The 26560-nt window shown below is 48.6% G+C and carries 21 protein-coding genes; 16 read left to right on the top strand and 5 right to left on the bottom strand.

Annotation, left to right across the window (positions count from 1 at the left end; genetic code table 11):
* Positions 1 to 368: 368 nt before the first annotated feature.
* Both GC130_RS01490 and GC130_RS01495 read left to right on the top strand, forming a co-directional pair.
* Positions 369 to 824: a (2Fe-2S)-binding protein gene (locus tag GC130_RS01490; RefSeq protein WP_151996484.1), complete on the top strand. Its 456-nt coding sequence runs from the start codon at positions 369 to 371 to the stop codon at positions 822 to 824.
* A gap of 12 nt (positions 825 to 836) precedes the next feature.
* Positions 837 to 3044 carry a molybdopterin cofactor-binding domain-containing protein gene (locus GC130_RS01495; protein ID WP_151996485.1) on the top strand — a complete coding sequence of 736 codons (2208 nt, stop codon included), beginning with the start codon at positions 837 to 839 and terminating at the stop codon, positions 3042 to 3044.
* A gap of 856 nt (positions 3045 to 3900) precedes the next feature.
* Here the strand turns inward: GC130_RS01495 and GC130_RS28495 are convergent.
* Positions 3901 to 4044, bottom strand: a complete 144-nt coding sequence (locus GC130_RS28495) for a hypothetical protein (RefSeq protein ID WP_193217726.1) — start codon at positions 4042 to 4044, stop codon at positions 3901 to 3903.
* Positions 4028 to 4492 carry a PIN domain protein gene (locus GC130_RS01500; protein WP_151996486.1) on the bottom strand — a complete coding sequence of 155 codons (465 nt, stop codon included), beginning with the start codon at positions 4490 to 4492 and terminating at the stop codon, positions 4028 to 4030. The genes GC130_RS28495 and GC130_RS01500 overlap by 17 nt, the downstream gene beginning before the upstream one ends.
* Before the next feature lie 363 nt (positions 4493 to 4855).
* Here GC130_RS01500 and GC130_RS01505 point away from each other — a divergent pair, with 363 nt between their 5' ends.
* From GC130_RS01505 to GC130_RS01545, 10 genes are all read left to right on the top strand, one after another.
* Positions 4856 to 6205, top strand: a complete 1350-nt coding sequence (locus GC130_RS01505; protein WP_151996487.1) for an MFS transporter — start codon at positions 4856 to 4858, stop codon at positions 6203 to 6205.
* Between the two features lie 708 nt (positions 6206 to 6913).
* Positions 6914 to 7789, top strand: a complete 876-nt coding sequence (locus GC130_RS01510; RefSeq protein WP_226940360.1) for a pirin family protein — start codon at positions 6914 to 6916, stop codon at positions 7787 to 7789.
* A gap of 186 nt (positions 7790 to 7975) precedes the next feature.
* Positions 7976 to 8308, top strand: coding sequence for a PadR family transcriptional regulator (locus tag GC130_RS01515; RefSeq protein ID WP_151996488.1), 333 nt, complete (start codon positions 7976 to 7978; stop codon positions 8306 to 8308).
* A 4-nt stretch (positions 8309 to 8312) separates the two neighbouring features.
* The gene (locus GC130_RS01520) at positions 8313 to 10907 is read left to right on the top strand and encodes an ABC transporter permease (protein WP_151996489.1); all 2595 of its coding nucleotides are present in this window, start codon (positions 8313 to 8315) and stop codon (positions 10905 to 10907) included.
* A 127-nt stretch (positions 10908 to 11034) separates the two neighbouring features.
* Entirely contained in the window at positions 11035 to 11208 is a 174-nt protein-coding gene (locus GC130_RS28500) for a hypothetical protein (protein ID WP_193217727.1), read from the top strand.
* 185 nt (positions 11209 to 11393) lie between these two features.
* Positions 11394 to 12941 carry a M20/M25/M40 family metallo-hydrolase gene (locus GC130_RS01525; RefSeq protein ID WP_151996490.1) on the top strand — a complete coding sequence of 516 codons (1548 nt, stop codon included), beginning with the start codon at positions 11394 to 11396 and terminating at the stop codon, positions 12939 to 12941.
* A 354-nt stretch (positions 12942 to 13295) separates the two neighbouring features.
* Entirely contained in the window at positions 13296 to 14243 is a 948-nt protein-coding gene (locus GC130_RS01530; RefSeq protein WP_151996491.1) for an acetyl-CoA carboxylase carboxyltransferase subunit alpha, read from the top strand.
* 364 nt (positions 14244 to 14607) lie between these two features.
* On the top strand, positions 14608 to 15384 hold the full coding sequence (locus GC130_RS01535) for a patatin-like phospholipase family protein (protein WP_151996492.1): 777 nt from the start codon (positions 14608 to 14610) through the stop codon (positions 15382 to 15384).
* Positions 15385 to 15407: 23 nt separating this feature from the next.
* Positions 15408 to 15944, top strand: a complete 537-nt coding sequence (locus GC130_RS01540; RefSeq protein WP_151996493.1) for a 1-acyl-sn-glycerol-3-phosphate acyltransferase — start codon at positions 15408 to 15410, stop codon at positions 15942 to 15944.
* A 273-nt stretch (positions 15945 to 16217) separates the two neighbouring features.
* Complete coding sequence (locus GC130_RS01545; protein ID WP_151996494.1) at positions 16218 to 17366, top strand: DUF2911 domain-containing protein; 1149 nt, start codon at positions 16218 to 16220, stop codon at positions 17364 to 17366.
* 82 nt (positions 17367 to 17448) lie between these two features.
* Here the strand turns inward: GC130_RS01545 and GC130_RS01550 are convergent, their stop codons facing one another.
* Complete coding sequence (locus tag GC130_RS01550) at positions 17449 to 18159, bottom strand: YebC/PmpR family DNA-binding transcriptional regulator (RefSeq protein ID WP_151996495.1); 711 nt, start codon at positions 18157 to 18159, stop codon at positions 17449 to 17451.
* A gap of 142 nt (positions 18160 to 18301) precedes the next feature.
* Entirely contained in the window at positions 18302 to 19069 is a 768-nt protein-coding gene (locus GC130_RS01555) for a glucose 1-dehydrogenase (protein WP_151996496.1), read from the bottom strand.
* 130 nt (positions 19070 to 19199) lie between these two features.
* Here GC130_RS01555 and GC130_RS01560 point away from each other — a divergent pair, with 130 nt between their 5' ends.
* On the top strand, positions 19200 to 20537 hold the full coding sequence (locus GC130_RS01560; RefSeq protein ID WP_151996497.1) for an APC family permease: 1338 nt from the start codon (positions 19200 to 19202) through the stop codon (positions 20535 to 20537).
* Positions 20537 to 20989 carry a MaoC family dehydratase gene (locus GC130_RS01565; protein WP_151996498.1) on the top strand — a complete coding sequence of 151 codons (453 nt, stop codon included), beginning with the start codon at positions 20537 to 20539 and terminating at the stop codon, positions 20987 to 20989. The genes GC130_RS01560 and GC130_RS01565 overlap by 1 nt, the downstream gene beginning before the upstream one ends.
* 44 nt (positions 20990 to 21033) lie before the next feature.
* Here GC130_RS01565 and GC130_RS01570 read toward each other — a convergent pair whose 3' ends face one another.
* On the bottom strand, positions 21034 to 21429 hold the full coding sequence (locus GC130_RS01570; protein ID WP_151996499.1) for a TerB family tellurite resistance protein: 396 nt from the start codon (positions 21427 to 21429) through the stop codon (positions 21034 to 21036).
* Positions 21430 to 22419: 990 nt separating this feature from the next.
* Between GC130_RS01570 and holA the strand changes: the two genes are divergently transcribed.
* Together holA and GC130_RS01580 are read left to right on the top strand one after the other, a co-directional pair.
* Complete coding sequence (gene holA, locus GC130_RS01575; protein ID WP_151996500.1) at positions 22420 to 23442, top strand: DNA polymerase III subunit delta; 1023 nt, start codon at positions 22420 to 22422, stop codon at positions 23440 to 23442.
* A 29-nt stretch (positions 23443 to 23471) separates the two neighbouring features.
* Entirely contained in the window at positions 23472 to 26549 is a 3078-nt protein-coding gene (locus tag GC130_RS01580) for a tetratricopeptide repeat protein (RefSeq protein ID WP_151996501.1), read from the top strand.
* The last annotated feature ends 11 nt before the right edge of the window (positions 26550 to 26560 follow it).

Raw genomic sequence — 26560 nt, forward strand, 5'->3', positions numbered from 1 at the left:
TTGAGATGATCTGCGAGAATAAGTTTAGATTTACCATGGGAGGTGTAGTCTTTTGTTGTGCAACTCAAAGCTAACTTTGAGATACTTAATTCACACCTCCCTACTCTATTCGTTTAGGACGCTATTGGTAAGGAATATACGTAGTCTTGAGAACATTCGAAGGAATTTCTGACAGCACTTGCTAGATTTTCTAGCCCTCAAGCCCTAGCACATCCCACTGGTGCGAGACTTTGGCTCGCACCGGTGGCAATCGTGACGGCACGTTCAATTGAACAGATTACTCCAGCCACCCACCCATGCCAACATTTCACTTTCACTCTTCCCTAAATAACCCTATCTTTAACATTATCCCTCTAACTAAACTACCGATGGCAATTTTCAAACTAACGATTAACGGACAACAAAAGCAGGTGGATGTGGATCCCGCTACGCCCATGCTGTGGGTGCTACGGGACAATCTCGACCTGGTAGGCACCAAGTTTGGCTGCGGCATTGCCCAGTGCGGCGCTTGCACCATTCATGTGAATGGCAACGCCACCCGCTCATGCCAGCTGCCTGTGTCGGCCGTAGGCGACAACAAAATCACCACCATTGAAGGCCTTTCCGAAAACGGAGACCACCCGGTGCAGCAAGCATGGCTGCAGCACGACGTGCCCCAATGCGGCTACTGCCAGGCAGGCCAGATCATGACCGCCTCAGCGCTGCTGGCGTCCAATCCTAAGCCCACCGATGAAGAAATTGAATCGGCCATGAATGGCAACATCTGCCGCTGCGGCACCTATGTTCGGATCAAAGCCGCCGTGAAAACTGCCTCAACACTCTAAAACCATCAGCTTATGACTTTAATAAGAACGAAATTTGGCAGAAGATCATTTCTGAAGACCTCGGCAGCCGCCGGCGGTGGACTGATGATCGGTTTTAGCTGGCTCACCCGGTGCTCGCCGGTGTCGGAGCCCCTGGTGGCCGTGCCCAACGAATGGTTCAAGATCAACGGCTACATCAAAATTGGCGATACAGGCCTGGTGACTATCTTCAACCCCAATCCGGAGATAGGCCAGAACGTGATGACCTCCATGCCCATGATAGTGGCCGAGGAGCTGGACGTGGCCTGGGACCATGTGGTGGTAGAACAAGGCATGCTCGATGAGGATGCTTTTAAAAACCCGCAGTTTGCAGGGGGAAGCCTGTCGATTATGCTTGGTTGGGATGCCCTGCGCATGGCCGGAGCCACTGGCCGCAGGATGCTGCTGGAAGCCGCCGCCAAAGAGTGGGGCGTAAAGGTGGAAGACCTGACAGCCAGTGAGGGAACTATCAAAGAGAAAAACGGAACGAGGACGATAGGGTACGGTGCCATTGCCTCCAAGGCGGTGGGCATTGAAGTGCCCGAAGAAATAGCGCTGAAGGAGCCCAAGGACTACAAGCTGCTGGGCACCGCCCAGAAGAACGTGGAGGGCCCCAAAATTGTGACCGGCAAGCCGCTGTTCGGCATCGACTTCAAAAAAGAAGGCATGCTGCTGGCCATGATCGAGCATCCGCCGGCATTTGGCATGAAGGTGAAGGACTTCAACGTAGACGAAATCAAGGCGATGGATGGCGTGAGGGACGCTTTCATCATCGACACCACCATACCGGAGCCAGCCTGGTCGGATGTAAATGCATTCAACAACCTGATTGCCATTGTGGGCGATTCTACCTGGCAGCTGATGAAAGCCAAGAAGGCGCTCAAAGCCAATTGGGAAACAGTGACAGAGCCCGAAAACACGGCCATGCACGTGCAGCGCCTGAAAGACACACTGAAAGACGGCGAAGTAGGGGGCAGCAGAAAAGACGGAGACACAGAGGTTGCTTTTGCCTCGGCCGCCAAGGTCATTGAGCGGACGTATACGTCGCCATTCCTTGCCCACGCCACCATGGAGCCCATGAACTTCTACGCCAATGTGACGGCCGACGGAGCGGAGCTGGCAGGGCCAATCCAAACGCCTAAGGCGCTGGAAGACTCTGCTGCCAAATTACTGGGCCTTCCTGTAGAGAAAATCTCTGTGCAAATGACCCGCATAGGTGGTGGCTTTGGCCGCAGGCTGTATGTGCACTTTGGGTTGGAAGCAGCGGCGATCTCCAAAAAAATGGGAGCGCCCATCAAAATGATTTACACCCGGGAAGACGATATGACCCAGGGCACCTACCGACCAGCCTACCGCTCGACGTACAAAGCTGGTCTGGATGAAAACAACAACCTGATTGCCTTTTCGGTGAGAGGGGCGGGGCTACCCGAAGGCCCTGTTTTCCCCAACAGGTTCCCTGCGGGCTCGGTGCCCAATTACACCGCTGAAAGCATTGGCTCAACGACGAACATTTCTACAGGAGCCTGGCGGGCACCGAGGTCGCACTTTACGGCAGGAGCGGAGCAGTCCTTCCTCGACGAGGTGGCGGAGCTGGCAGGCAAGGATCCCATCGACTTCAGGCTGGAGCTGTTCGACAAGGCCATTGCCAATCCTGTAGGAGAAAAATACGAATACGATGCCGAGCGCTATGCTGGTGTGCTGAAGCTTGTGAAAGAAAAGGCCAATTGGGGCGTGGAAACGCCCGGCGTGTTCCGTGGAGTGGCTGCCTACTTCTGCCATAACTCTTACGTGGCCCAGGTGATGGACGTGGTGATGGAGAAGAACCAGCCCAAGGTAAAAAAGGTGTGGTGCGCTGTGGATTGCGGTATTTTGATCAACAAGGAAGGTGCCGTGAACATTATTCAGGGAGGTGTGGTGGATGGCATTGGCCATTCGCTCTACAGCGAGTTGACGTTTGAAAACGGTGCGTCGGTGCATAAGAACTTTAATACCTACCAGCTGATCAGGCATAGCCAGGCACCGGAGGAGATTGAGGTGTTCTTTGTGGAGAATGAGATCAAACCGACAGGCCTGGGCGAGCCAGGGTTGCCCCCTGCGATAGGGGCATTGGCCAGCGCTCTTTATAAGGCAACGGGTAAACGCTACTACCATACACCTTTCAGCACGGCCGATCAATCGCCGGAAAAGATAGAGGTGATGTAGGGGCTGCATCAACCAGAAAGACAAAAGGTGATCGAAAGGTCACCTTTTTTGTTGGGGGGTATTTGTGAAGTGACAGGGTGTGCAATGGGTGGTTGAGACTCCGAATTAATACACGCCAACACAAACTCATCGGTTATTGCTGCCTGTCCGACTTTCGGCGGAAGGGAGCTAAGTAATTGTCAATTGTGATTAGCGGACTCCAGCGACTGAAGCAATCTGCCTGTTCCGAAGCCAAATCGTGGACTAGCGTACTATGGGTGCCCTGCTCCAGAACAGGCCAGAACGGCAACTAGGATCGATTTTCTCTCAAGGGTTCTGCACATTTCTTAATTTCTGTTCCACTAAAGGTTGGCTTTTGCCCTCAAGCCGGACTGGCTGTTACCGCATCGGCGGACCGTTTTTCTTGCCGTTCCCGGATGGGACAAAAAGTAACCCGCTTCGGCGGCGGTTCGCCGAGCGACCGAAAAGTCAACGAAAAATTAACGCACAAGCCAAGAGCCCGCACCCAGCCACCATTTTTCGCCCACCCGCCTGGTAGGGCGTTGCTTCTTATTAAGATTTCGTGACCGATAAAGGTTATTGTTGCGAAAACTGGAAATGACAGAGTGGGCAGTCGTTCCGAAGCGAAATCGTCGACTTTCGCCCTTTAGGTTTCCCCGATTGGGCCGGGGTAGATGGCAGTTAGGAGCAAGTGTTCTTGGCTCGAAGATACAATTGTTGACTACGATCAATCACCGACAGGGGGTGATTTACACTTTGGGACTGCTCCGCTAACACCAAATTAATGAGGTCACTATCTGCTTTGTGGCAGAGTGACCTCATTAATAGTGTCGACTGGCAGCCGTTATTGCTGAACCTAGTTTGATTTGAGCTTCTTTCTCTTCTTGAAATAGGCCAGAATCTCCAGAGGTGTTTTACCTGCTGTCTCTTTGGCTATCCGCTCACGTTCTTTTCTGACGCTCTTCACACAGTCAAAATCTTTTTCAATCGTCATTTTCATAATCGAAAATCTCTCGTGGATTCCTAATTTCTATCGCTTGATAGTCGTTCAATAAGTTCACGGCATTATAGCCATGTATTCTTTGAATATTTACAATATGCTTAAAGTTCCAGCTAGCCAGAATATCTGCCTTTAAAACTGTTGCTATCGCAATATGATAACAATCTGCCCGGCTGGTTTCTCCAACCACTTTCTTTTCGAGGTATTTCTCTGCAAGGAGAATAGCTTCCTCCGAGAGCTCAACCCTCAAAAGCGATTTTTCCGGAAGGCTTTTTACAAAATTCCTAACATTCTCTGGCGCCCCAGAAAGTTCATCCTCTGCTACGTCGGAGTAAATGAGCTTTATCTGGGAGTCAATTGCCTTTTTAAAGAACAGGTCTGTCCAGAGCTCAAACTCAGCATCAAATTTTCCCCCAAACACTGACGTGTCAATGTAAATAGTTTTCATTCCTCCTAAAATTACAACAAATGATGGGAGTATTTGCCAAGGCCCGAAGTGAAATCGCCGATCTGCTCCCTTTAGGGGCGCCCGGCTTAGGGGTGCCCGGCTTAGGTTTCCCCGATTGGGCCGGGGTAGATGGCACTTAGAAGCAAGCGTTCTTGGCTCGAAGATACAATAGTTGACTACGATCAATCACCGGCAGGGGGAGGTTAACGCTTTAGCGCCGTTCTGCTAACACCAAATTAATGAGGTCACTATCTGCTTTGTGGCAGAGTGACCTCATTAATCGTTTCCGCTGGCAGCCCTCGAAGGAACGATATTGCGTAAGTAGCCAACTCCCTCCAAAGTTTATTACCTTCACACCTTGCTATGAAAAGACGAGCGTGGGCGAATTTTCCGTTTCATCCCGGAAAGTGGCCCTTTTTTTACGGATGGATGATCCTCATCTGGGGATCTCTGGGCATCATCATGAGCATTCCCGGTCAAACCATGGGTGTGTCGGTATTTACCGACTCGCTGTTGGGCAGCCTGCATATCAGCCGGGATGAGCTGAGCTTTGCCTACATGCTGGGCACCATTGGCAGCTCCTTTATGCTGCCCTGGGCAGGTCGGCTGTACGACCGCCTCGGCGTGCGCCCTACAGCTGTGGCTGCCGCAGTTGGGTTGGGGTTAATTCTTATTTGGCTGAGTAATATCGACAACTTGCTGTCGGGCTGGATAGCTGCACAAGCCACGACTGCCATCGTCATCACGTTGTTTGCCACCTTTCTGCTGCTGCGCTTTTTCGGGCAGGGTGTGCTCACCATCGTGTCCCGCAATATGATGATCCAGTGGTTCGATCAGCGCCGTGGATTCGCTACAGGCTTTAGCAATGTATTCGTGTCGCTGGCCTTTTCTATTTCTCCACTTTTCCTCTTCACTCTCATCGAAGCCTATACCTGGGAGGGTGCCTGGGTGGTAATGGCGCTGCTGGTCGGCTTGCTGTTCCCTGTCGTGATCATCGTGTTTTTCCGCAACCGCCCCGAAGACAGCGGCCTGTTGCCTGATGGCCGCTCGCCGGGGGAGGAGCTGGCAGTGTCCGCTAAAAAGAAGAAAAAGATCCTTTTCCCGGTCATCAAGGAGTTTACCGCCGCTGAGGCCATCCGCAATTTTCCTTTCTGGGTCTTTGCCCTCATGATGGCCATGCAGGCTTTGTATTTCACGGGCTTCACTTTTCACGTCATGTCCGTTTTTGCTGAGGCCGGGCTGCCCGACACCATGGCGATCACCATCTTCCAGCCTGTGGCCATCATCGCCGTGGTGGTTACGCTGGTGGCGAGCAGCGTGAGTGACCATATCCCGCTCAAATACCTGCTGTATTTCAAAGGAGGAGGTGCCTGCCTCGGCATCCTTGGCGTGATCTTCCTTGGTACTACCAGCTGGGGCTACTACCTCATCATTATTGGCAACGGTTTCATGACAGGCCTCTATGCCGTTTTGGCCACCGTCACCTGGCCAAGGTATTACGGCCGTACTCATTTGGGTGCCATCAGCGGCCAGGCCATGATGATGATCGTTTTCGGCAGTGCCCTCGGGCCAATGCTGTTCAGCCGTTCGTTGTCCTACTTCGGCACCTACAATGCGAGTGGGTGGCTGTGCTTTGCGGTGTACTTCAGCCTGACCATCATGGCCTTTTGGGCGGATAATCCGCAGAAGGTGCTGGCGGAGAGGCGGGGTTGAGAAGGGGAGTGGTTGACGCTCCGAGTTTATATACGCTAACCCAAACTCACCGGTAATTGCTGCCTGTCCGACTTTCGGCGGAAGGGAGCTAAGTAATTGTCAATTGCGATTGGCGGACTCCAGCGACTGAAGAAATCTGCCAGTTACGCAGCCAAATCGTGGACTTGCGTACTATGGGTGCCCTGCTCCAGAACGGGCTAGAACGGCGACTAGGATCGATTTTCTCTCAAGGTTTCTGCATATTTCTTAATTTCTGTTCCACTAAAGGTTAGCTTTTTGCCCTCAAGCGGGGCTGGCTGTTACTTTTTCTTGCCGTTCCCGGATGGGACAAAAAGTAACCCGCTTCGGCGGACCGAAAAGTCAACGAAAAATTAACGCACAAGCCAAGAGCCCGCACCCAGCCACCATTTTTCGCCCTCCCGCCTGGTAGGGCGTTGCTTCTTATTAAGATTTCGTAAGAGAAGGAGTTTAGTGTAGAAAAACAGGCAATAATGTGCGGGCTCCCCAATAATCGGCAGGGGGTGTTGATTGCTCCGAATTAATTCACACCAACGCAAGCTCATCGGTCATTGCCACTCTGCCGGTCTTCAACCCCATTACTCACCTTTTTGATAGTGCTATACCAAAGTATAGTACCGTAAATAATCAGCTCAACCTGCGTTAATGACTGTAGTGCACCAGGAAGACAATAATTAACTAAAAATTCAAATGATGAGCTTACATAGAAAACTAGGAAAGACCTATACACCTGCCAATCAGCAGGGGTTTCTCGGCCCAGGTCACATTGCCAGGGCTGTGATACAAGTTCCTTATCCCGACAGCGATCCATTTATCATGCTAATGGACGATATGCTCGACAAAAAGGACGATACTCCGGTTGGCGGGCCACACCCCCATGCCGGTTTTGAAACGGTAACCCTGATGCTTGAGGGAGAAATGGGTGACGAGGAGCATACAATGAAAGCTGGCGACCTTCAACTGATGACGGCAGGAAGTGGTATTGTGCATACCGAAACCATTGACAAGGAAGCCAGAATGCGCATACTGCAACTGTGGCTTAACCTTCCTAAGAAAGACAGGCAGGCCTTGCCGAGGGTGCAGGATATTGCCCTGGAGCATGTGCCGACCAAAAGCGAAGAGGGGCTGGTACTTAGGTTATACAGCGGATCGTTGGCCGGTTTAACATCTCCCATCAAAAATTATACGCCATTCATTTTGGCAGACATTACCCTGCAACCCGGTGCTACCACCGTGCAAGACATCCCAGCCTCTTACACGGCCTTTCTGTATGCTATTGATGGAAATGTGTTGGTAGGAAATGAAGCCAGGCAGCTGAATGCCAATCAAGTGGGGTGGTTAGACAGGTTTTCAGAAGAGGGAACCAGCCAGCTTCGGTTGGAGGCAGGTGAAACGGGTGCCCGTGCAATTTTGTATGCCGGGCAGCCGCAAAACGATGAAATTGTTTCTCATGGCCCATTCATTGCCGACACACAGGAAGACATCAGGCGGCTGTATAGGGAGTATCGAAACGGTGAAATGAATCATATTTCGATGGTGGAGGAAGAACAAAAAATGGCTTGGTGATTAGGTTCAGCCTCAGAGTATGGAAACACAAAGAAGAGCGGCACGTTATGCCGCTTTTTTTATTTTGGTTATTCCTGTCGTTCGATTGGATTAGCACTGGTTTTTATCGTTTACCCAACATTTCATCTATTTAATAGAACAAATTAAAATAGCTCTCGTATATTTGTTCTATTAAATAGATAAAATATGTCAAAGGAGCATTTGGGCGAATTAGAGGAGTTGATACTACTGGTTATTCTTAAGCTTGAGAAAGACGCCTATGGTTTGGCCATCCGGCAGGAGATCATCAAACAGGCGCAACGCTCAGTGACTATCGGTGCTGTGCATGGCACTGTTAACCGGCTGGAAGACAAGGGCCTGATAGAGTCCGAATATGGAGGAGCCACAGAGGAGAGAGGCGGGCGGCGTAAGCGGATACTGACCGTGACAGCGGCTGGACTGAAAGCCCTGGAGAGGAGCAAGGACGTGAAAATGAACTTATGGCAGCAGATTCCTGTGCTGGTCGTCAACAAATCATAAAGGCATGAAACGAAGACAACCACCCAGATTGCCCGAATGGTTGCTTAGCATATTATGTCGGGAGGAGCTTGTGGAAGAGATCATGGGCGACATGTACGAATACTATGAGCTGCTCAGCCACAAACCAACATGGAAGCGCCACCTGCTTTACTGGTTCCACAGCTTTCAATTCCTCAGACCCAGAATGATCAAAAAACTACCCATTGGACAAAACAGCAGTTTCTTCGGACTTTTCAGAGCAAATCTTCGAATGGCCTTTCGCAGTTATTCAAAAAATAAGCTGGTGTCGGGCTTGAGCCTGGCCACGCTGGTATTTGGGGTCGTCTGCTTTCAGCTTGTGTATGCCTGGATAAGGAATGAGCAATCTATGGACGATTTCCACTCGAAAGGAGATCGGATTCATCTGGTGGTGGGCAAACTGAACCCCGATACCGATTGGAATGCCTTCGATGTGCAGCGTATGTTCAATATCAACTACGCTGAAATTGCTCATGTGGAGAAAAGCATGGTAGTACACAGCTACCGGCCCGATGAAATCAAACTTGTGAACAAGGGCATGGATCACCGGGGCAAAGCGTTGATTGTAGATAGCACGTTCTTCGACTTTTTCGATTTTGAGCTCACAAGGGGTGACCGTGACGTGCTGAATGATCCGCAGAGTATCGTGATCACCAAAGCCTTCGCCAACAGGGTATTTGGCAAAGAAGACCCCATGGGGCAGGTTGTCGATATTAAATGCGACCAAACGGGCACCTATAAAGTCGCAGGCTTGGTGGAAAAGATTCCATCCAATAGTTCTATCTCGTTCGACTTCCTGGTGCCCCGCCAATCGAGCCGGTTTTGGAGGCGCATGCCACAGAACATTATCCTCAGTGACGCTTTCTTTGACCAGGCCACTTTCGATGACGATATGGCCGTGGCGAAGGCCGAAAGCACCCGGTTTCCTGAGAGTGTGCTGTCGTCTTTTCCGCTGAAATCCATTTACCTCGACCGGTCGGTGGAAATTCCGCTGTTCGCCAAATATGGCAACCGAACCAACAACCAAACCATGGAAGGTGTAGCGCTGGTGCTGCTGCTGATTACCCTGGTGAGTTTTGTCAACCTGCAAACGAGCCTTCAGCTTACTTTGGTTCGAAAAATTGGGGTCAAGTACATGATTGGCGCCTCCCGCTTTGACGTCGGGCTGGAAATTGCCGTCAGCAGGCTTATCTACCTTTTTGCTGGTGGTGGGCTTGCCTTTTTGCTGTATCAGTGGCTGTTTCCTTACTATGTGGGCTTGCTGGAGCTCGATCTTGATAGTACACCATCATTTGATATGGTGAGCATGTCCACAGTAATGGGCGGTATCGTGCTGGTATCGTGGCTGGTATCGTTTGTGCAGGTGTATCGGCTCAAAACGTCGCAGGCCATCGCTGGCAAACTCAGCCTGAAGATTCCCCGCTTGCAGCGGATACTTACTACTCTACAGTATGCCATCACTATTTTGCTGCTGGTAGCCACTACTGTAGTGTTTTTACAATTGGGCTACATGCTCAACAAAGACACGGGGCTGCACCAGCACAATATTGTTCAAACCGATTTCTTCGAAATGATGCCCAATCAGGCACAAGACAGCGTGGCGATGGAACGAATGATGCGGCAGCATGACTATGTGCTCAATCAGTTGAATAACCACCCCGGCATTCGTACCGTGTCGCAGGGTACGATTCCTATCGACATGGCGTTTGAAAGCTCGTGGAAAATTGCCAGCGATGGCAATGAATATACGCCTGTGTATACGATGCCCGCCGACCCTCGTTACGACGACGTGTTTGGTATGGAGCTGGTAGAGGGCCGGTTTTTTTCTGATACGCTGGACAACAACAATGACAACAAGCTGGTCATTAATGAAGCCGCCAAAGCGTACTGGGGTATTGACGATATCAGTCAGGTAAAGCTGACTACCAACACCAGGTCGTCCAATCAAGTGGATTACACCATCATAGGGGTGGTGAAAGACTACCACTATCAGCACCTTTCTCACAAGATCAGGCCGTTGATTCTTTCTTATTCCATTTACCAGGACAGAGATGTGCTGGTAAGGGTAGAGGAGGGGCACATGGACGAAGTCGTTACTTTTTTGGGTGACCTTTACAGGGAGGTGAACCCTGGTGGCATTTTCACTTTCGAAACAATGGAAGATAAGATAGATGCCCAGTATGCCAGCGAAAAACGCCTGAGCAGCATTTACCTTACCTTCAGCGTGGTGGCTTTGGTGCTGTCGTCCATCGGCTTGTTTACTTTTGCTTTTCACGAGACCAGGCGAAGAACCAAAGAAGTAGGCATACGAAAAGTAAGTGGTGCAGGCTTTGAGCACGTGTTTTGGCTGTTGAACCTCTCTTTTTTGAAATCGGTGGCTGTGGCCTTTGTGCTGGCAAGCCCTGTTGTGTGGTATCTGATGACCATGTGGCTCGATAACTTTGCATACAGAGTAACCCTAAGCTGGTGGATATTTGCTGGTGTGGCGGTGGTGGTATTGGTGGTCGCCATGGCAACCGTGCTTTGGCAAACCGTTAGGTTATCCCGTGCCAGTCCGGTGGAGAGCCTGCGGTATGAATAGGTGATTGGCGGCATCACTGGCGCTTCAACTTTGCCCGGATAAACTTTTTTTGTACCTTTTTACATACTAGTCTCGTGAGAAACCTGGCCTGACATGTTATCTAACAGCAGCGAAAAATTCGAAACTTATGAAAAAGAACAGCCGACTTGCCACTGGGATAGCCATGGGCATAGCCATTGGCACTGCCATAGGTGCCGCAACAGATAACTTGGGCTTTTGGATTGCGCTGGGTGTCGCCATGGGTGCCGCCTTCGGGCAGTCGCTCATGAAAAAAGAAAGCGAAGAAAGTACCGACGACTAGCATGGTTGTTTGTATTGCCCCTACTCCGAAGCAGGTAGCTTTGCCTGTTCTCTTTTCTCACACCTCAGCAAACGAGCCGTCAAATTAACAGCCAGCCACTCATCAAAACCGGCTTCTTCAAGGTTGAAAATCCGATACTTTAGCAGCTCATTAATCCTGATTACAACCAAATTACCAACCAACGTATGAAGAAGATATTCCAGCTGGCATTCCTGCTATCCATTTTAGTGGCCGGGGTGGCCGTTGCCCAAGATGACGCCATCGTAGACAAAATCGTCGCTGAAGGTACCGACAATTCCCAACTCGAAATACTGGGCCACCAGTTGATGGACGTAATAGGCCCACGCCTGGTGGGCACACCACAAATGAAAGCAGCCAACGATTGGGCGGCGAAGACCTATGCTAGTTGGGGCATTACAGCCAAAAACGAAGAGTGGGGCAAATGGAAAGGCTGGGAGAGAGGCATTACGCATATCGACATGGTGTCGCCACGGGTGGCAACGCTGCACGGCACGCAGCTGGCCTGGAGTCCGCCAACGCCCAAGAAGGGGACTACCGCAGGGCTGATCACGCTGCCGGAAGTGGCAGATGCCGAGGCTTTCACGAAATGGTTGCCCAGTGTGAAAGGCAAGTTTGTGATGGTGTCGATGCTGGAGCCCACAGGTCGCCCCGATTATAACTGGGAAGAGTTTGCCACCGAAGAGTCATTCGAGAAAATGAAGAAGGAGCGGGAAGCGCAAACAGATAAGTGGAATCAGAACATAAAAAATACAGGCTACACTACCCGCAACATCAACGAAGCACTGGAAGCTGCCGGCGCCGTGGGCATTGTGCAGTCGAGGTGGTCAAAAGGCTTTGGTGCCAACAAAATTTTTGGTGCCAACACCAAGGCCATCCCGGTAGTAGACCTATCGCTGGAAGATTACGGCATGCTCTACCGCATGGTTGAGAAAGGCGATGCGCCTGTGATCAAAGTGGTGGCAGAGTCGAAGGACCTGGGTACCGTGCCCACGTTCAATACCATTGCAACAATTCCCGGCTCAGAGCTGCCTGATGAGTATGTCATGCTTTCTGCTCATTTCGATTCCTGGGACGGCGGCACAGGCGCTACCGACAATGGCACCGGCACCCTCACCATGATGGAGGCTGCCCGCATCCTCAAAAAAGTGTATCCTAATCCGAAGCGCACCATCATTATTGGTCACTGGGGAAGCGAAGAGCAGGGATTGAACGGCTCAAGGGCTTTTGTGGAAGATCACCCGGACATCGTAGAAAACCTGCAAGCTCTTTTCAATCAGGACAACGGCACCGGCAGGGTAGTAAGCATATCCGGCCAGGGCTTCCTTCACTCATACGACTACATCACCCGCTGGCTGGAGGCTGTGCCCAAGCAGTTTAAAAACGAAATTGAAACTACCTTTCCCGGCACTCCTGGTGGCGGCGGCTCCGATTACGCCTCATTTGTAGCTGCGGGTGCTCCGGGCTTTTCGCTCAGTTCCCTGAGCTGGAGCTATGGCAACTATACGTGGCACACCAATCTCGACACCTACGACAAAATCGTGTTCGATGATGTGCGCAATAACGCCATCCTGACGGCTATTCTGGCCTACCAGGCCAGTGAAGATCCGGAAAGGACTTCCCGGGAAAAATCTGTGCTTCACCTCAGCCCCCGGACAGGCGAGCCCATGACCTGGCCTGAGCCAAGGTCGCCAAACAGGGATGGGGGGAATTGAAAGATGTTGAATTTGAAGTCTTCTTGCTGATAACTGCACAGGGTATAGTTGTGAGGAATTGGCCTCGCCAGAGCCAGAAGGTTCAACGGTAACGAGAACATCAGTTTAAAGCTGTTTGATTTCGACAACTTCCATGTATTTGTTAAAGCCTCTTGTTCTCCGGTTGTTTTTTATGGTGTAAGGAAATTATCGGAGTACAACTGGTTTTTTATAGCTGCGAGAGTTAATCCCCTCGCTATCATTCAGTTCCAATCAATGCATTTGTTTCGATAGAATGTCGTTAATTAGGTTTATCATACAGTTGCGAGTAGTTAAGAATTTAATCCTAAATTTGTAGCATAAAACCACTAGGCGATGCATTTAGAATTTGAAAAACCCATAGTAGATTTAGAGGCGAAGCTGAACGAAATGAAGAGGCTGGCTTCTGACAATGGGGTGGACGTGACAGACGCAGTTCACAAGCTCGAAGACAAGATCATTAGATTGAAAGAAGAGACGTTTACCAATTTGACCAGGTGGCAAAGAGTTCAGCTGTCGAGACACCCCGACCGCCCCTACACCCTTGACTACATATACGAAATAACGAACGAATTTATAGAGTTGCACGGAGACAGAGCCGTGAGTGACGACAAAGCCATGATAGGCGGACTGGGCGAAATGGACGGGCAATCGGTCATGTTCATTGGTCAGCAGAAAGGTCGCAACACCAAGCAGCGCCAGATGAGAAACTTCGGTATGGCCAATCCTGATGGCTATCGCAAAGCGCTCAGGCTGATGAAAACAGCAGAAAAGTTCAACGTGCCCATCATCACCTTTATCGACACCCCCGGGGCCTTTCCTGGGCTGGAAGCTGAAGAGAGAGGACAGGGAGAGGCTATTGCCAGGAACCTGAAAGAAATGATGACGCTAAAAGTACCTGTGATATGTATCGTCATAGGTGAGGGGGCATCTGGCGGAGCCCTGGGTATTGGTATTGGAGATAGGGTGCTGATGCTGGAAAATTCGTGGTATTCTGTGATTTCGCCGGAAAACTGCTCAGCCATTCTATGGCGCACATGGGATTATAAAGAGCAAGCGGCTGATGCATTGAAACTGACGGCAAAAGATATGCTGGGCGTGAACCTGGTCGATGGCATTATTAAGGAGCCCCTTGGCGGTGCGCATACCGACATGAAGTCGGCGGCAGCTGAAATAAAGAAAGTGATTTTTGCTGAGCTGAAAAAGCTTCAAAAGATGTCTGCTGAAGAAAGAATTAGCTCCCGCATCGACAAATTTTGTGCGATGGGTGTCGTGTCTGAGTAGCGATCGGCAAACTCGTTAAAAGTATACCGGCCTAGTGCCGGTTTTTTGTTAAAGGAGGCGTCATGAAATAGCCATGAGGAGTACCAAGCCCGACGAAACCGGCGTGGAACGATGAATAAGTGGATCGAAAAGCTAAATATTCATTCTCATTGATAAAAGCTATTCCCGCTTCGGCGGACCGATCGCTCCGGCGAACCGGTGGCCGCTGAAAAACAAATTTTATACAGATGAAATAGCCATAAGGAAAGCCATACCCAGCGGAATGAATAAATCGGTCACGAGACTAAATATCCATTCCTCAATGGTAGAGGCTATTCCCGCTTCGGCGGACCGATCTGGCCGCTAAAAATTAAGTTTTATACAGATGAAAACAGGTTTGGCTTTATCGGGGGGAGGCGCAAGGGGCATTGCTCACCTTGGGGTAGTGAAAGCGATGTTGGAAAAAGGCATTCACTTTGACGTGATTTCGGGTACATCGGCAGGTGCCGTGGCCGGCTTGTTCCTGGCCAAAGGATATTCTCCCGACGAGGCCCTGGAAATCTTCACCAGAACAAGCGTGTACAAATTCCTCAGGCCCGCTATTAACATCAGGGGGTTGTTCAAAATAGGGAGTGTGGAATCGATCATCAAACCCTATTTTGGAGAAGCAATTTTTACTGATCTCGACACACCTTTTTATGTGTCCGCCACCAACGTGAGGACGGGCAAAATACGGGTGTTTTCAGACGGAGAACTGGTTCGTCCCGTGCTGGCGTCGTGCTGTATCCCGGTGGTGTATGAGCCAATGGCCATTGGCGATGAGTTGTACATGGATGGGGGCGTGGTCAACAACCTGCCTGTGGAGCCATTGCTGGGCAATGTCGACAGAATTGTCGGCGTTCATTGCAATCCTATTTCTGACCAATACCAGGGGCGCAATATGCGGCGCCTGATGGAAAGAAGCCTGCTGCTGGCCATCAACGAGAATGTGGCGGCACGTAAGCCCAAATGCGATTTGTTCATTGAGCCAACAGAGCTCAAAAACTTTCATGTGTTCGACTTCAGAAAAGCGAAACAGATTTTTCAGGTTGGTTACGACTATGCTTCCGACCTTCTTTCCAATAAATCTGTGTTGTCGAAGTTAAAGCAGGACGTATCTTGAAAATATAAACAACATCTGACCTGATGAGAGCTGTTTTTAGATTTCTGTTTTGGCTTTTGGGCTGGGAAGCCATAGGTACCAAACCTACGGATAAGAAGTTCATCATTGTAGTAGCGCCTCATACCAGCTTCTGGGACTTTTTTGTTGGCGTGGCTGCCCGCTCCATTTTTCGGCTTGATACTAAATATTTAGGTAAAAAAGAGCTTTTCTGGTTTCCCCTGAGCGTTTTTCTTCGGTTGCTGGGCGGTTATCCTGTCGACAGAACCAATGCCGCCGGCCTTGTCGAGTCGGTAGTAGACCTGTTTGACTCGAAGGAGGCATTCTCCATTGCACTGGCACCGGAAGGTACCAGGAAGAAAGTGAACAAGCTTAAGACAGGATTTTGGAGGATTGCCAAATCTGCCAATATCCCGATTGTTTTGGTGAGCTTTGATTTTAAGCGAAGAAGAGTAGAAATGCTTGAGCCTTTTATGCCGACAGATATGGAAACGGACATGGAGCGGATCATGGCCTACTACAAAGGTATTACCGGCAAGCGGCCCTGGCAGGATTTAAGATAACACAGTGTCTTTGCTGTTTTTGTTTCTGAAAAGCGTTTCTGGAGCATCAGCATCAACATGCTATTCTTTTCTGCCAATATAGTATAGGGGGCAAACCAGTCCGGGCTGTTAGTCCATTATTCTATTTCACCTCATTGGTATTAATAGTGAAATAGAACCAACCCCACAACCGTAGCTAACGTTATTGATTTTTATCGACCTCCTTGCGAGGTGGAATTATTTTTTTTTGTTGACCAACCGTCAAAAGCTTTTTTTACAACAAATAAACATTCTATGAACAACTCTACAAGAAAGTTGGGCTTGTCTACGGCCCTTGCATTTTTATGTGTTACAGGTCTTTTGGCACAGGGAATTACGTTACCTCCCAGCGGCGACAATCAAAAGTCGATTGTCACGCAGTATATAGGCTCCATTGCATCTGTGACAATCGACTACAACAGTCCGGACGTGACGGCACCCAATGGAGCCGACAGAAAGGGTAAAATATGGGGCCAGCTTGAGCCTTATGGAATGAATTACCTTGGCTTTGGCACAGCTACGGCCTCACCATGGAGGGCCGGAGCCAACCAGAATACCACCATTACCTTTTCTCATGACATGGAAGTAGAGGGAAAAGCGATAAAGGCAGGTACCTACGGGCTTCATATGATTATCGAGAAAGACAAGCCATGGACACTTATCCTTTCCAACAACTCAACAGCCTGGGGAAGCTATTTCTACGATGCCAAAGACGACGCTCTGAGGGTGGAAGTGCAGCCAAGGGAGGCTCCTTACCATGAGTGGTTGAGCTATGAGTTCATCGACAGGCAGCCCGAGTTTACTGTGGCAGCGCTGTACTGGGATGAGCTGATGGTACCCTTCAAAATATCGGTACCTAACATGAATGACCTGTACCTGGCCAAAATCAGAAACGAGATGGAGAATGCTCCTGGCTTCAACTGGCAAAACAGAGTGGCTGCGGTGCAGTTTTGCTTATCGAAAAACATCAATCTGCAGGAGGCGCTTACCTGGGCGGAAGCTGCATCGACCAATTCTTTTATTGGTGAAGAGAATTTCACCACCTTGTCCACCAAGGCAGGTGTGTTAACGGCGCTGGGCAAAAAGGAAGAGGCGGCCGGGATAATGGACAAAGCTATCAATCACCCCACAGCAAGTGTTTTTCAGGTACATGCCTACGGTCGTCAGCTGATCGCTCAGGGAGAAAAACAAAAGGCCCTGGAGGTGTTCCAGTTCAATGCTAACAAGAACCCTAAAACCTGGCCGGTGAACTTTGGACTGGCACGTGGATATTCCGCAGTGGGTAACTATAAATCAGCGCTTAAGTATGCCAAACTGGCGCTGGAAAATGCTCCTGACCAGCCCAACAAAGACGCTCTTGTGGCTGGCATAGCCAAGCTGGAAAAGGGGGAAGATATTAACTAGGGCAGGCTATATTAGAGTCTACATTGCACTAAAACGAGAAAGGCCCGGGTTCGGGCCTTTCTTTATTGTGAATCAGCGGCGGCTACTTCATATTATGAAAATAGCTCTGCACATCGTCGTCCTCATCAAACTTTTCAAAAATCTTCTGCACTTCGGCTTCCTGTTCTTCAGTCAGCTCTTTGGTGTCGACAGGAATACGTTCAAACTCAGAATTCACAATTTCATAGCCTTTGTCTTCCAGATAGTGTTGAATAGCGCCATACGATTCGAAAGTGCCATATAACACAACATTTTCTTCTTCAGCTTCCACTTCTTCTACGCCCAGGTCTATCATTTCCAGTTCCAGCTCTTCCAGGTCAACGTTTTCAGGCGTCACAATTTTGAAAACGCTTTTTCTGTCAAAAAGGAAATCAAGGCAGCCACTGGTGCCGAGCGAGCCGCCGTATTTGGTAAAGGCATGTCTTACGTTGGCCACTGTTCTGGTAGGGTTGTCGGTAGCAGTTTCTACCACTATAGCCACACCGTAGGGGCCGTAGCCCTCGTAAATCACTTCTTTGTAGTCTTTTTCTTCTTTTGAAATCGCCCTTTTTATTGCCCTGTCAATGTTGTCCTTCGGCATGTTGGCAGCCTTGGCATTTTGTATCAGGGCACGAAGCCTGGAGTTTGTGCTGGGATCGGGGCCACTCGCTTTCACGGCGATAACGATGTCTTTGCCTATTCTGGTGAATGTTTTAGCCATTTGGCCCCACCTTTTGAATTTTCTGGCTTTTCTGAATTCAAATGCTCTTCCCATATATGTCTATTTCAAAAATCAGATGCGAACAGCAAAACTAGTGTTTTTCCAAATTTTTGCATTTTCTATTTCAATATTCTTCACCGAATCATTGCTCGGTAGCGATACCAGCCCGTTTCTCGTTTTGTAGCTATTCTGCGATTTAGATTGTATACCCGCCGTCGGCCACAAACACGCCGCCAGTGGTATAGCTGGAAGCTTCCGATGCGAGATACAATGCCAGTCCAGCCATTTCATCTGTTTGACCAACCCTGGCAATAGGCAGCTCTTTTACTATCTTGTTGAGAATGGCCTCATTAGCCCACAGGCCCTGGCTGAACTTGGTTTGGATAAGCCCGGGACAAATGACGTTGGCCCTGATGCCAGTTGCACCCCATTCCCGTGCAAACACCTTTGTGAGTGAAATCAGTGCCGCCTTGCTTACGGCATACATGCCCATAAATGGCTCAGGACTGAGACCTTCAATGCTGCTGATGTTGATAATAGAGCCGCCGCCACGTTGTTTCATGATAGGGAAAGCCAGCTTGCTCAGCATAAAAGGCCCCTTTACATTCACCTGCATGATTTTGTCAAAAGCGGCTTCATCTGTTTGCACTACAGGGCCGAACACCGGATTGGTGGCGGCGTTGTTGATGATAATGTCGACACCACCAAATGCCTTTTCTGTCGCCTTCAGCAAGTTTTCCAGGTCAGCTTTTTCACCTGCATTGGCAGCTACGCCAATGGCTTCAATGCCCTCAGCCTTTAGCTTTTTAGCCACCTCGTTCACGGGATCTTGCTTACGGCTGCTCACCACCACTTTGGCACCCGCTTGTCCTAGTGCCAGGGCCATGGCCTCCCCAATACCTTTGCTGGCCCCGGTGATCACAGCTACTTTTCCATCGAGCCTGAATTTTTCCTGAATCGTCATTGGATGTCTTTTAGGGGAAGATAAGTAAATAATACACCCACGACATGAATTTGCCCCATTTAAAGTCGAATCATGCCTTTGATTGGGCTGTGTACAATTTGTTTGATCGAAATACCTATTTTCGGCAACGATGAAAGACAAGATCAACGACATAGAGCCGAAGCTCGGTTTGTTCGACACCACCATGATAGTGGTCAGTTTGGTGATTGGAATAGGCATTTTCCGCACACCCTCTCTGGTAGCCAATGCGGCAGGCTCGGAGTCTGCTTTCTTCCTGGCCTGGGTAATTGGCGGTGTGATTGCCCTTTTTGGGGGCTTGACGTACGCCGAAATTGGCTGTAGAAAGCCCATGGCGGGTGGGTATTATAAGATCGTGTCAGAAAGTTTTCATCCTGCGCTGGCCTTCATGCTCAACTGGATTGGGATCATCCTGGTGCAGGGGGCCGGCATGGCGGCGGTGGCCATACTTGGCTCAGAGTACATTCAACCTTTTGTTCCCATGACGTTTTTTCAGGGCGAAACAGGTCTCCAATGGCTCGCTGGAATGATCATTGTGTTGTTGTTCCTTATCAATTTTGCAGGGCTTAAGATGGGGGCCAGGGTATTGAACGCAATCACGGTGATCAAGATTGTGATGATCTTGCTTTTTAGCCTTTTGGGGCTTCTTGCACCGGAAGTGGCACAGGTTGCTGTTAAATCAGAGCCTTCCGCATTCAATTTCGCAGGCATTGGCATCGCCCTGATCTCCGTGTTTTACACCTGTGGCGGCTATCAGTCGATCATGAATATGGGCGGCGACGTGATCAACCCCAGAAAAAACTTTCCAAGGGCAGTGATAGGAGGGGTCGCCATTATTTTCTTTCTCTATTTGTCCATTAACCTGGGTTATGTGGCCGTGCTTGGCTTTGAAGGTGTTAAATCTGCCAACCTCATCGCTGCCGACATGGCTGAGGTGGTGTTCGGAGAAGTAGGAAGAAGGATCGTGTCTGTCACGATATTTATTTCGGTGCTGGGTTTCATCAATGCCACACTGATGCAGCTACCCAGGGCCTACCACGCCATGGCACAGGACGATGCCGTACCCCGGCTGTTTATGAAGGTCAACCCCAAAACTCAGGTACAAGAGTTTGCCCTGTCAATATTTACCGGGCTGGTGCTGTTTTTTATCATTACACAGGGTAAGTTCGACCAGATCATCAACCTTGTGATGTTCAACGATACGCTGATACTGGCAACGGCTGCCGCTGCTATTTTTGTGCTCCGGAAAAAGATGAAAGACAAACCGTACAGTGGATTCAAGGTGCCGCTCTATCCGGTCATTCCTGTCGTGTTTATTCTCTTTCTTCTTATCGTTTCTTTCAACGCCCTTTTAGAAAACCCGATGGCGGCTCTGGTAAGTACTTTGTTTTTGTTAGCCGGATTTCCCATTTTCCTCTTTTTAAGAAAGATTAACTCAAAGAAGCACTAATGATCGAAATCACCAGCATTAAGCAAATGGAGGCTCTGGTAGGGCAAGAGATAGGAACCTCTGACTGGCTGAAGATAGACCAGGGCATGATCAATGCATTTGCGGCTGCTACCGGCGATCACCAGTGGATTCATGTGGATACTTCCAGGGCGGCTGCCTCGGCCTTCGGCACAACTATCGTTCATGGCTTCTTCCTGCTTTCACTTCTTCCCAGGCTGAAAGCGCAGCTTGTTGAGTTTAAACTGGCAGCTATGGCGATCAATTACGGCAGTGAAAAGATCAGATTTCTTGCACCAGTGCCAGTAAATGCCAGGGTGAGGTTGAAGACAAAGCTATTAAAAATAGAGGAGGGAACTTCTGGCATTAAACTATTCACTAAGAACAACCTGGAGTTAGAAGGAAGTGAAAAAGATGCATTGGTAGCGGAAACTATTACGCTGCTAATGGCATAAAAAAAGGCTCACTAGTGAGCCTACATTTAAGATTTTAAATCTGGTTATGCCTTCTTAAACGCAAGAACTTTCTGTCTTAAATGCGCTTTGTCGGATGTGATGGCTGGATCAGAATATATTTTCGAAGAGAGTTCAGCGATTACGGCTTTGTCAAAACCAAGCCTCGTAGCTATTTCCTGGCAATAGTTAATCTCACTATAATATACCTCTCTGTCAACTTTCATCAGCAACACCAAGTCATAAAGCAACTCAAATTTCTGGTCGTCATTTAACGAATCCATATCTACCTTTTCCGGACGCAGAATCAACTCCTCTATCTCTCTCTCACTTATTTTGTGTGCCTTCCCAATAGACAGTATTAAATGCTTCTCATTATCAGAAAAGTCATGGTCAACAAGTGCAAGTCCTATCAGGGCACTCAGGTGTTTTCTAACATTCATTAGTCTGTCGTTTTAGAGTGAACTTGTTCAGATGAACAATTTACTGTGTAATAATCGCAAATTGTAATCTTTGTCTGCAAAATTTATCGTTACTTTTTTTCAAAACTATAAATTTTGCAACAAGCCATATGACTATTTATATAGCCAAATGCTCTCCACCCTTAAATATTTTTAGTTTCTAGCTTTAACTCAAAAAACTCCAAGTTATCATGCACTACGGCATCAACCAACTTGTCGACTTCGGTTACTTTTGTTGTGATCTGTATCTGCACGACGTCCCGTTGGAGCGTTTTCGAGGAAGTTTTCTTTTAAAAGTACAAAATATTTCTGTCTGTACTTTTAGAGAGTTATTATTTGGAGGCCGTCTTCTTCTTCCCTTTGAAGATTTCTACGATAACCATTCCCAAATGATTTAAGTCTTTGATTGCTGATTTTACTCTCATGATTTCTATTTTTTTGACAAAAGTATGATCTATTAAACTGCTGGTGGGTAAAAAGCGACCAAGCCGAGTTTTGCTTAGATGAAGCGCACGTGGCAGTCGCCGAAAGCTCTTTAGATCGAGTGATTCCTCTTTCTTTTCCCTCTGAACATTTCAACGATCATTAATCCCAGGTGATTGAAGTCGGCAAATCTGTGTTGAATTCTCATAGCTGTAAAGTTTTTGTTTTATGATGTTTCAAAGGTATGCTACATTGGGTCGGGATATTCGCTCATTTAAAGTGAAGTATTATCGGTGTAAGGTTTTGGGTAATTTTTGCCAATTAGCGAAGCACCGGCACTGAAATGGGACTTGTATTTCCCGTTGAGTATGTTTAAGGGCTTTGCAGTGAATGTAATTTTTAGCGCCGCTTATACATTTAGTGGCATTAAATGGAAGATCGAATTAAACCTTACCTTTTATCAGCCAAAAAGAGATAATCCTGAAAGGGCAGTCTTCACTTTTGTTCGAAGTAACTATCTTAGCAGCCGAATAAATCAATCTGCTTTTCATGCCTAAAGGCTATCACGAAATTCTCAAAGACGTAAAATCCAATACCTATGCGCCTATTTATTGGCTCCAGGGAGAAGAACCCTTCTTTATTGATTCAATAGCCGACTATATTGAGCAGCATGCCCTTGATGAAGGGCTCAAGGGCTTTAACCAAACAGTTCTCTACGGCAAGGAAAATAAGATCATAGATATTTTAAATCACGCCAGGCAGTTTCCAATGATGGCCGAGCGACGGGTGGTGCTCGTGAAAGAAGCCCAGGACATTGCCGATTTGAATAGGGAAGAAGGCGAAAAAGCCCTTACTGCTTATCTGGAAAAGCCCAACATAAGCACCGTGCTGGTGTTCTGTTACAAATACAAAACAATTGATGCCCGGAAAAAGCTGGCCAAGGAATTGGAGAAAGCCTGCGTGGTGCTGGCTGAGAAAAGGATTTACGACAACAAGGTGCCTGAGTGGATCAAGGTGTTTGCCGCCGACCTTCAGCTAAAGTTGAGCGAAAAAGCTGTGTATATGCTTTCAGAGCATATTGGTAACAACCTTGAAAGGATACATAACGAGCTGAAGAAAGTGAAGGTCAACCTGCCTGGTGACACGGTGGTGGATGAGCATCATATCCAGCGGTTTGTGGGCATCAGCAAAGACTTTAATGAATTTGAGCTTCAGAAGGCCATTGGAATGAAAGACCATAAAAAGGCTTTTCAAATTGTCCAGTACTTTGGAGCCAACACGAAAAGTCACCCCGTTATTCCGCTTTTGGTTATTCTGTTCACTTACTTCACCAAGCTGCTGCTCTTGCACAAAAATAACCAGGCGTCCGACGACGAACTTGCACGAAAAATAGGAGTTTCTCCGTTCTTTGTGAAAGAGTACAAGGTGGCAGCCAGAAACTACAGCGCTATGATGGTTATTCGCAATATCCATTTGCTGAAAAACGCTGACCTTCAGGCAAAGGGCGTTACCAGCAATTCAATCAGTGAAGAGGATTTAATGAAAGAATTGGTATACAAGTTGATGCATTAAATCGTTCAAGGGGTTAAACCTACTTTCAAGTGACCAAACAGATAAGGACAGGTATTCTAATATTGATCGCAGTGATGTTTGCAGGAAGCTTCGAGCTTCTGTTGGCGCAAACATCCATCAGCGACTCCCGTGAGGGGAATTTTTACCAGCAAGGGGTAAACTTGTTCAATCAAAACAAGTTTGCGGCTGCCCGAAAATCGTTCGAGGCTTATTTAAAGGCTGACCCGAGTGGTTCGAATGTGGCTGATGCGCTCTATTTTCAGGCTTTTTGCGGACTCTCACTACAGCATGCTGATGCAGAGGGTCTTTTCGAGAGGTTTCTTACAGAATATCCAAACCATCCAAGAGCCCTTACCGGTTACTACGAGGTTGGTAACTTCTATTACCGACAGGAAAACTATAGCAAGGCAGCAGAGTTTTATGCCAAAGCCAAACCTGAGCGCCTCCCCACGGCTGAAAGACCTGAATTTTACTTCCATTGGGGTTTTTCGCTATTCACGCTGAAGAAGTTTGAAGAAGCCTTGCCACATTTTAATCTGGTGAAGAAGCCGGATGGAGAATATAAAGCGCCAGCCCATTACTACGCAGGCTACATCTACTTCCAGCTCAAGCAATACGACAATGCCCTGGCTGACCTTAGGGTGGCAGGAGAAAGCGACGGCTATGAAACGATTGTTCCTGAGTTGGTAGCCGCCACACTGTACAGAAAAAATGATTTCAAAGAGCTGGTTAGTTATACCAGGCCGTACCTGACTGGCACGAAGGAAGCGAAGAATGTTGATCAGGTGGCATTGTATGCTGCTGAAGCTTACTACGAGCAGAAGGACTACGCAAAGGCTTTGCCTTATTATGAGCAGTACATGAAGCCGATGCGCAAGAAGCCTGTAGCGCCGGTGCTCTTCAGGATTTCTTACAGCTATATGCAGGCAAAACAGCCCGCCAAAGCTATTGAGAACTTTAAGTATGTGGCCCTGGAGAAAGATGAAATAGGGCAGGCTGCCTCTTATTACCTGGGCGATCTTTACATCATGGAGGGCAATAAGTCATTTGCAGTAAGTGCCTACCAGCAAGCTGCCGACACTGAATACGACGAGAAGGTAAAGGAACGGGCTATGTTTAAGTTGGCGCAGGTGCACATGGACCTGGGGAACTACGAACAGGCGATTCCTGTGCTTGAAAAATACATGCGGGAGTATCCTCAGTCGTCCGACAAGGGAGATGCGCAGGACATGATAGCCGAGGCCTACGTCAACTCCAGCAACTACGACAGGGCGCTGGCCTATTTCGAGAAAGTGGGCCTGGGAAGTCAGCGGATCAAAAAGGCCTATCAAAAAGCAGCCTTTCTCAATGCCACTCAGTTGTTCAACAGCGGTAAGTTCTATGAGTCGGTGCAGATGTTCGACAACTCTCTGCGCTACCCGCTGGATCCAGAATTAGAAATTGACGCATGGTTCTGGAAAGGAGAGGCCTTCTCGACAGGAAAAAAATATGAAGACGCCATTGGCAGCTATACGATGGCACTGCAAAAGGGACGGAGGAGCAATTCCTTAACCGTCCACAAAGCCAACTATGGCATGGGCTATGCCCTTTTTAACCTAAACAGATACCCTGAGGCTGTCACCTATTTCAAGGCTTATGTAAACAACCGTCGGCCCGACAACAACCGTGATGCAGAGGTGAGGCTGGCAGACTGCCTTTATGCTCAGAAGAAATACGATGAAGCCCTGACCTTCTACCAGCAGGCAGGCTCTAACGGATTTAAGGAAAGGGACTACTTGCTCTATCAGCGGGGGGTGATTCTTGGTTTTCAGAATAGGCGAGAAGATGCAAAGAGAGAGCTTGATCAGGTGACAAAGGCTTTTCCTAACTCTCGCTATGCTGACGACGCCACGTTCCAATCGGCTCAGCTCGACTTCGAAGCTGGCGACTACGCCAGGGCCAAAGCGGGTTTTAGCAGCGTTATTAGCAAATACCCCAACAGTGGGTTTATGCCTTACGCATTGGTGCGCCGGGCATCAAGCAGCTACAACCTGAAGGAGTATCCTGCCTCAGCTAACGACTATAAGAAAGTGCTGGAAGAATACCCGCAGCATACTTTGGCCAATAGTGCTTTGCTCGGGCTGCAAGAGGTATTGGCACTAATGGGCAAGTCAAATGAAGTTGATCAATACATAGCCCTTTATAAGAAGGCCAATCCCGATGACAAAGCGTTGGAAAGTGTTGAATATGAAAGGGCCAGAAACCTCTATTTTGAGCAGAAGTACACAGAAGCGGTCAATGCTTTAAGAGCCTATAGGGTGTCGTACCCCCAAAGTATCAATGCTGCGGAGGCACTTTATTACGTAGGAGAGAGCTATTACAGGCTCAATCAAACAGCACCAGCACTAGAGGCATATTATCAGCTGATTGGAGACATGCAGACGGTGTCTCCGGCCAAGGTATACCAGCGGATCGGCGCATTGGAGTATAGCAACAAAAACTATCCCGTGGCCATCAAATACTGGCACAAGCTTAGGGTGTCGTCCGATAGCAAACGGGATTTGTACACCGCCAGAGAAGGACTGATGGAGTCTCATTTTGCCGCCAATGCGCTGGATTCGTCCCAGGTGTATGCTGAGAGAATCCTGGGCGACGACAAGGTGGCATTCAATGCCCAGAACAAAGCCGGCACCTATGTGGGGAAAATTGCATTCGAACGTAATCAGTATGGTGCTGCATTGGATGAGTTTTTGGCCGTGGTAAATGCCGCCAAGGACATAAATGCCGCTGAGTCACAATATTACGTCGGATTGATTCAGTACAAGCAAAAAGAGTACAAGCGTTCGCTTGAAACGTTGTTTGGCCTGAATAAGTCATATGCAGTTTATGACTATTGGTTAGGAAAGTCATTTTTACTCATTGCCGACAACTACCTGGCGTTGAATGAGCTGTTTCAGGCAAAAGCAACCCTGGAGTCGGTGATTACCAACAGCCCGCTGCCTGAGATGAAAGCCGCTGCACGAACCAAGTTGCAGGAAGTGGACAAAAGAGAGGTCGAGGCGGTAACACAAAAAGACAGCGATGAGTCACCGATTAAAAAGGATAGCACAAGTCAAAAGAGAAATTAATTATGCCGAAA

The sequence above is a fragment of the Imperialibacter sp. EC-SDR9 genome (assembly GCF_902498805.1).
GTDB lineage: Bacteria > Bacteroidota > Bacteroidia > Cytophagales > Cyclobacteriaceae > Imperialibacter.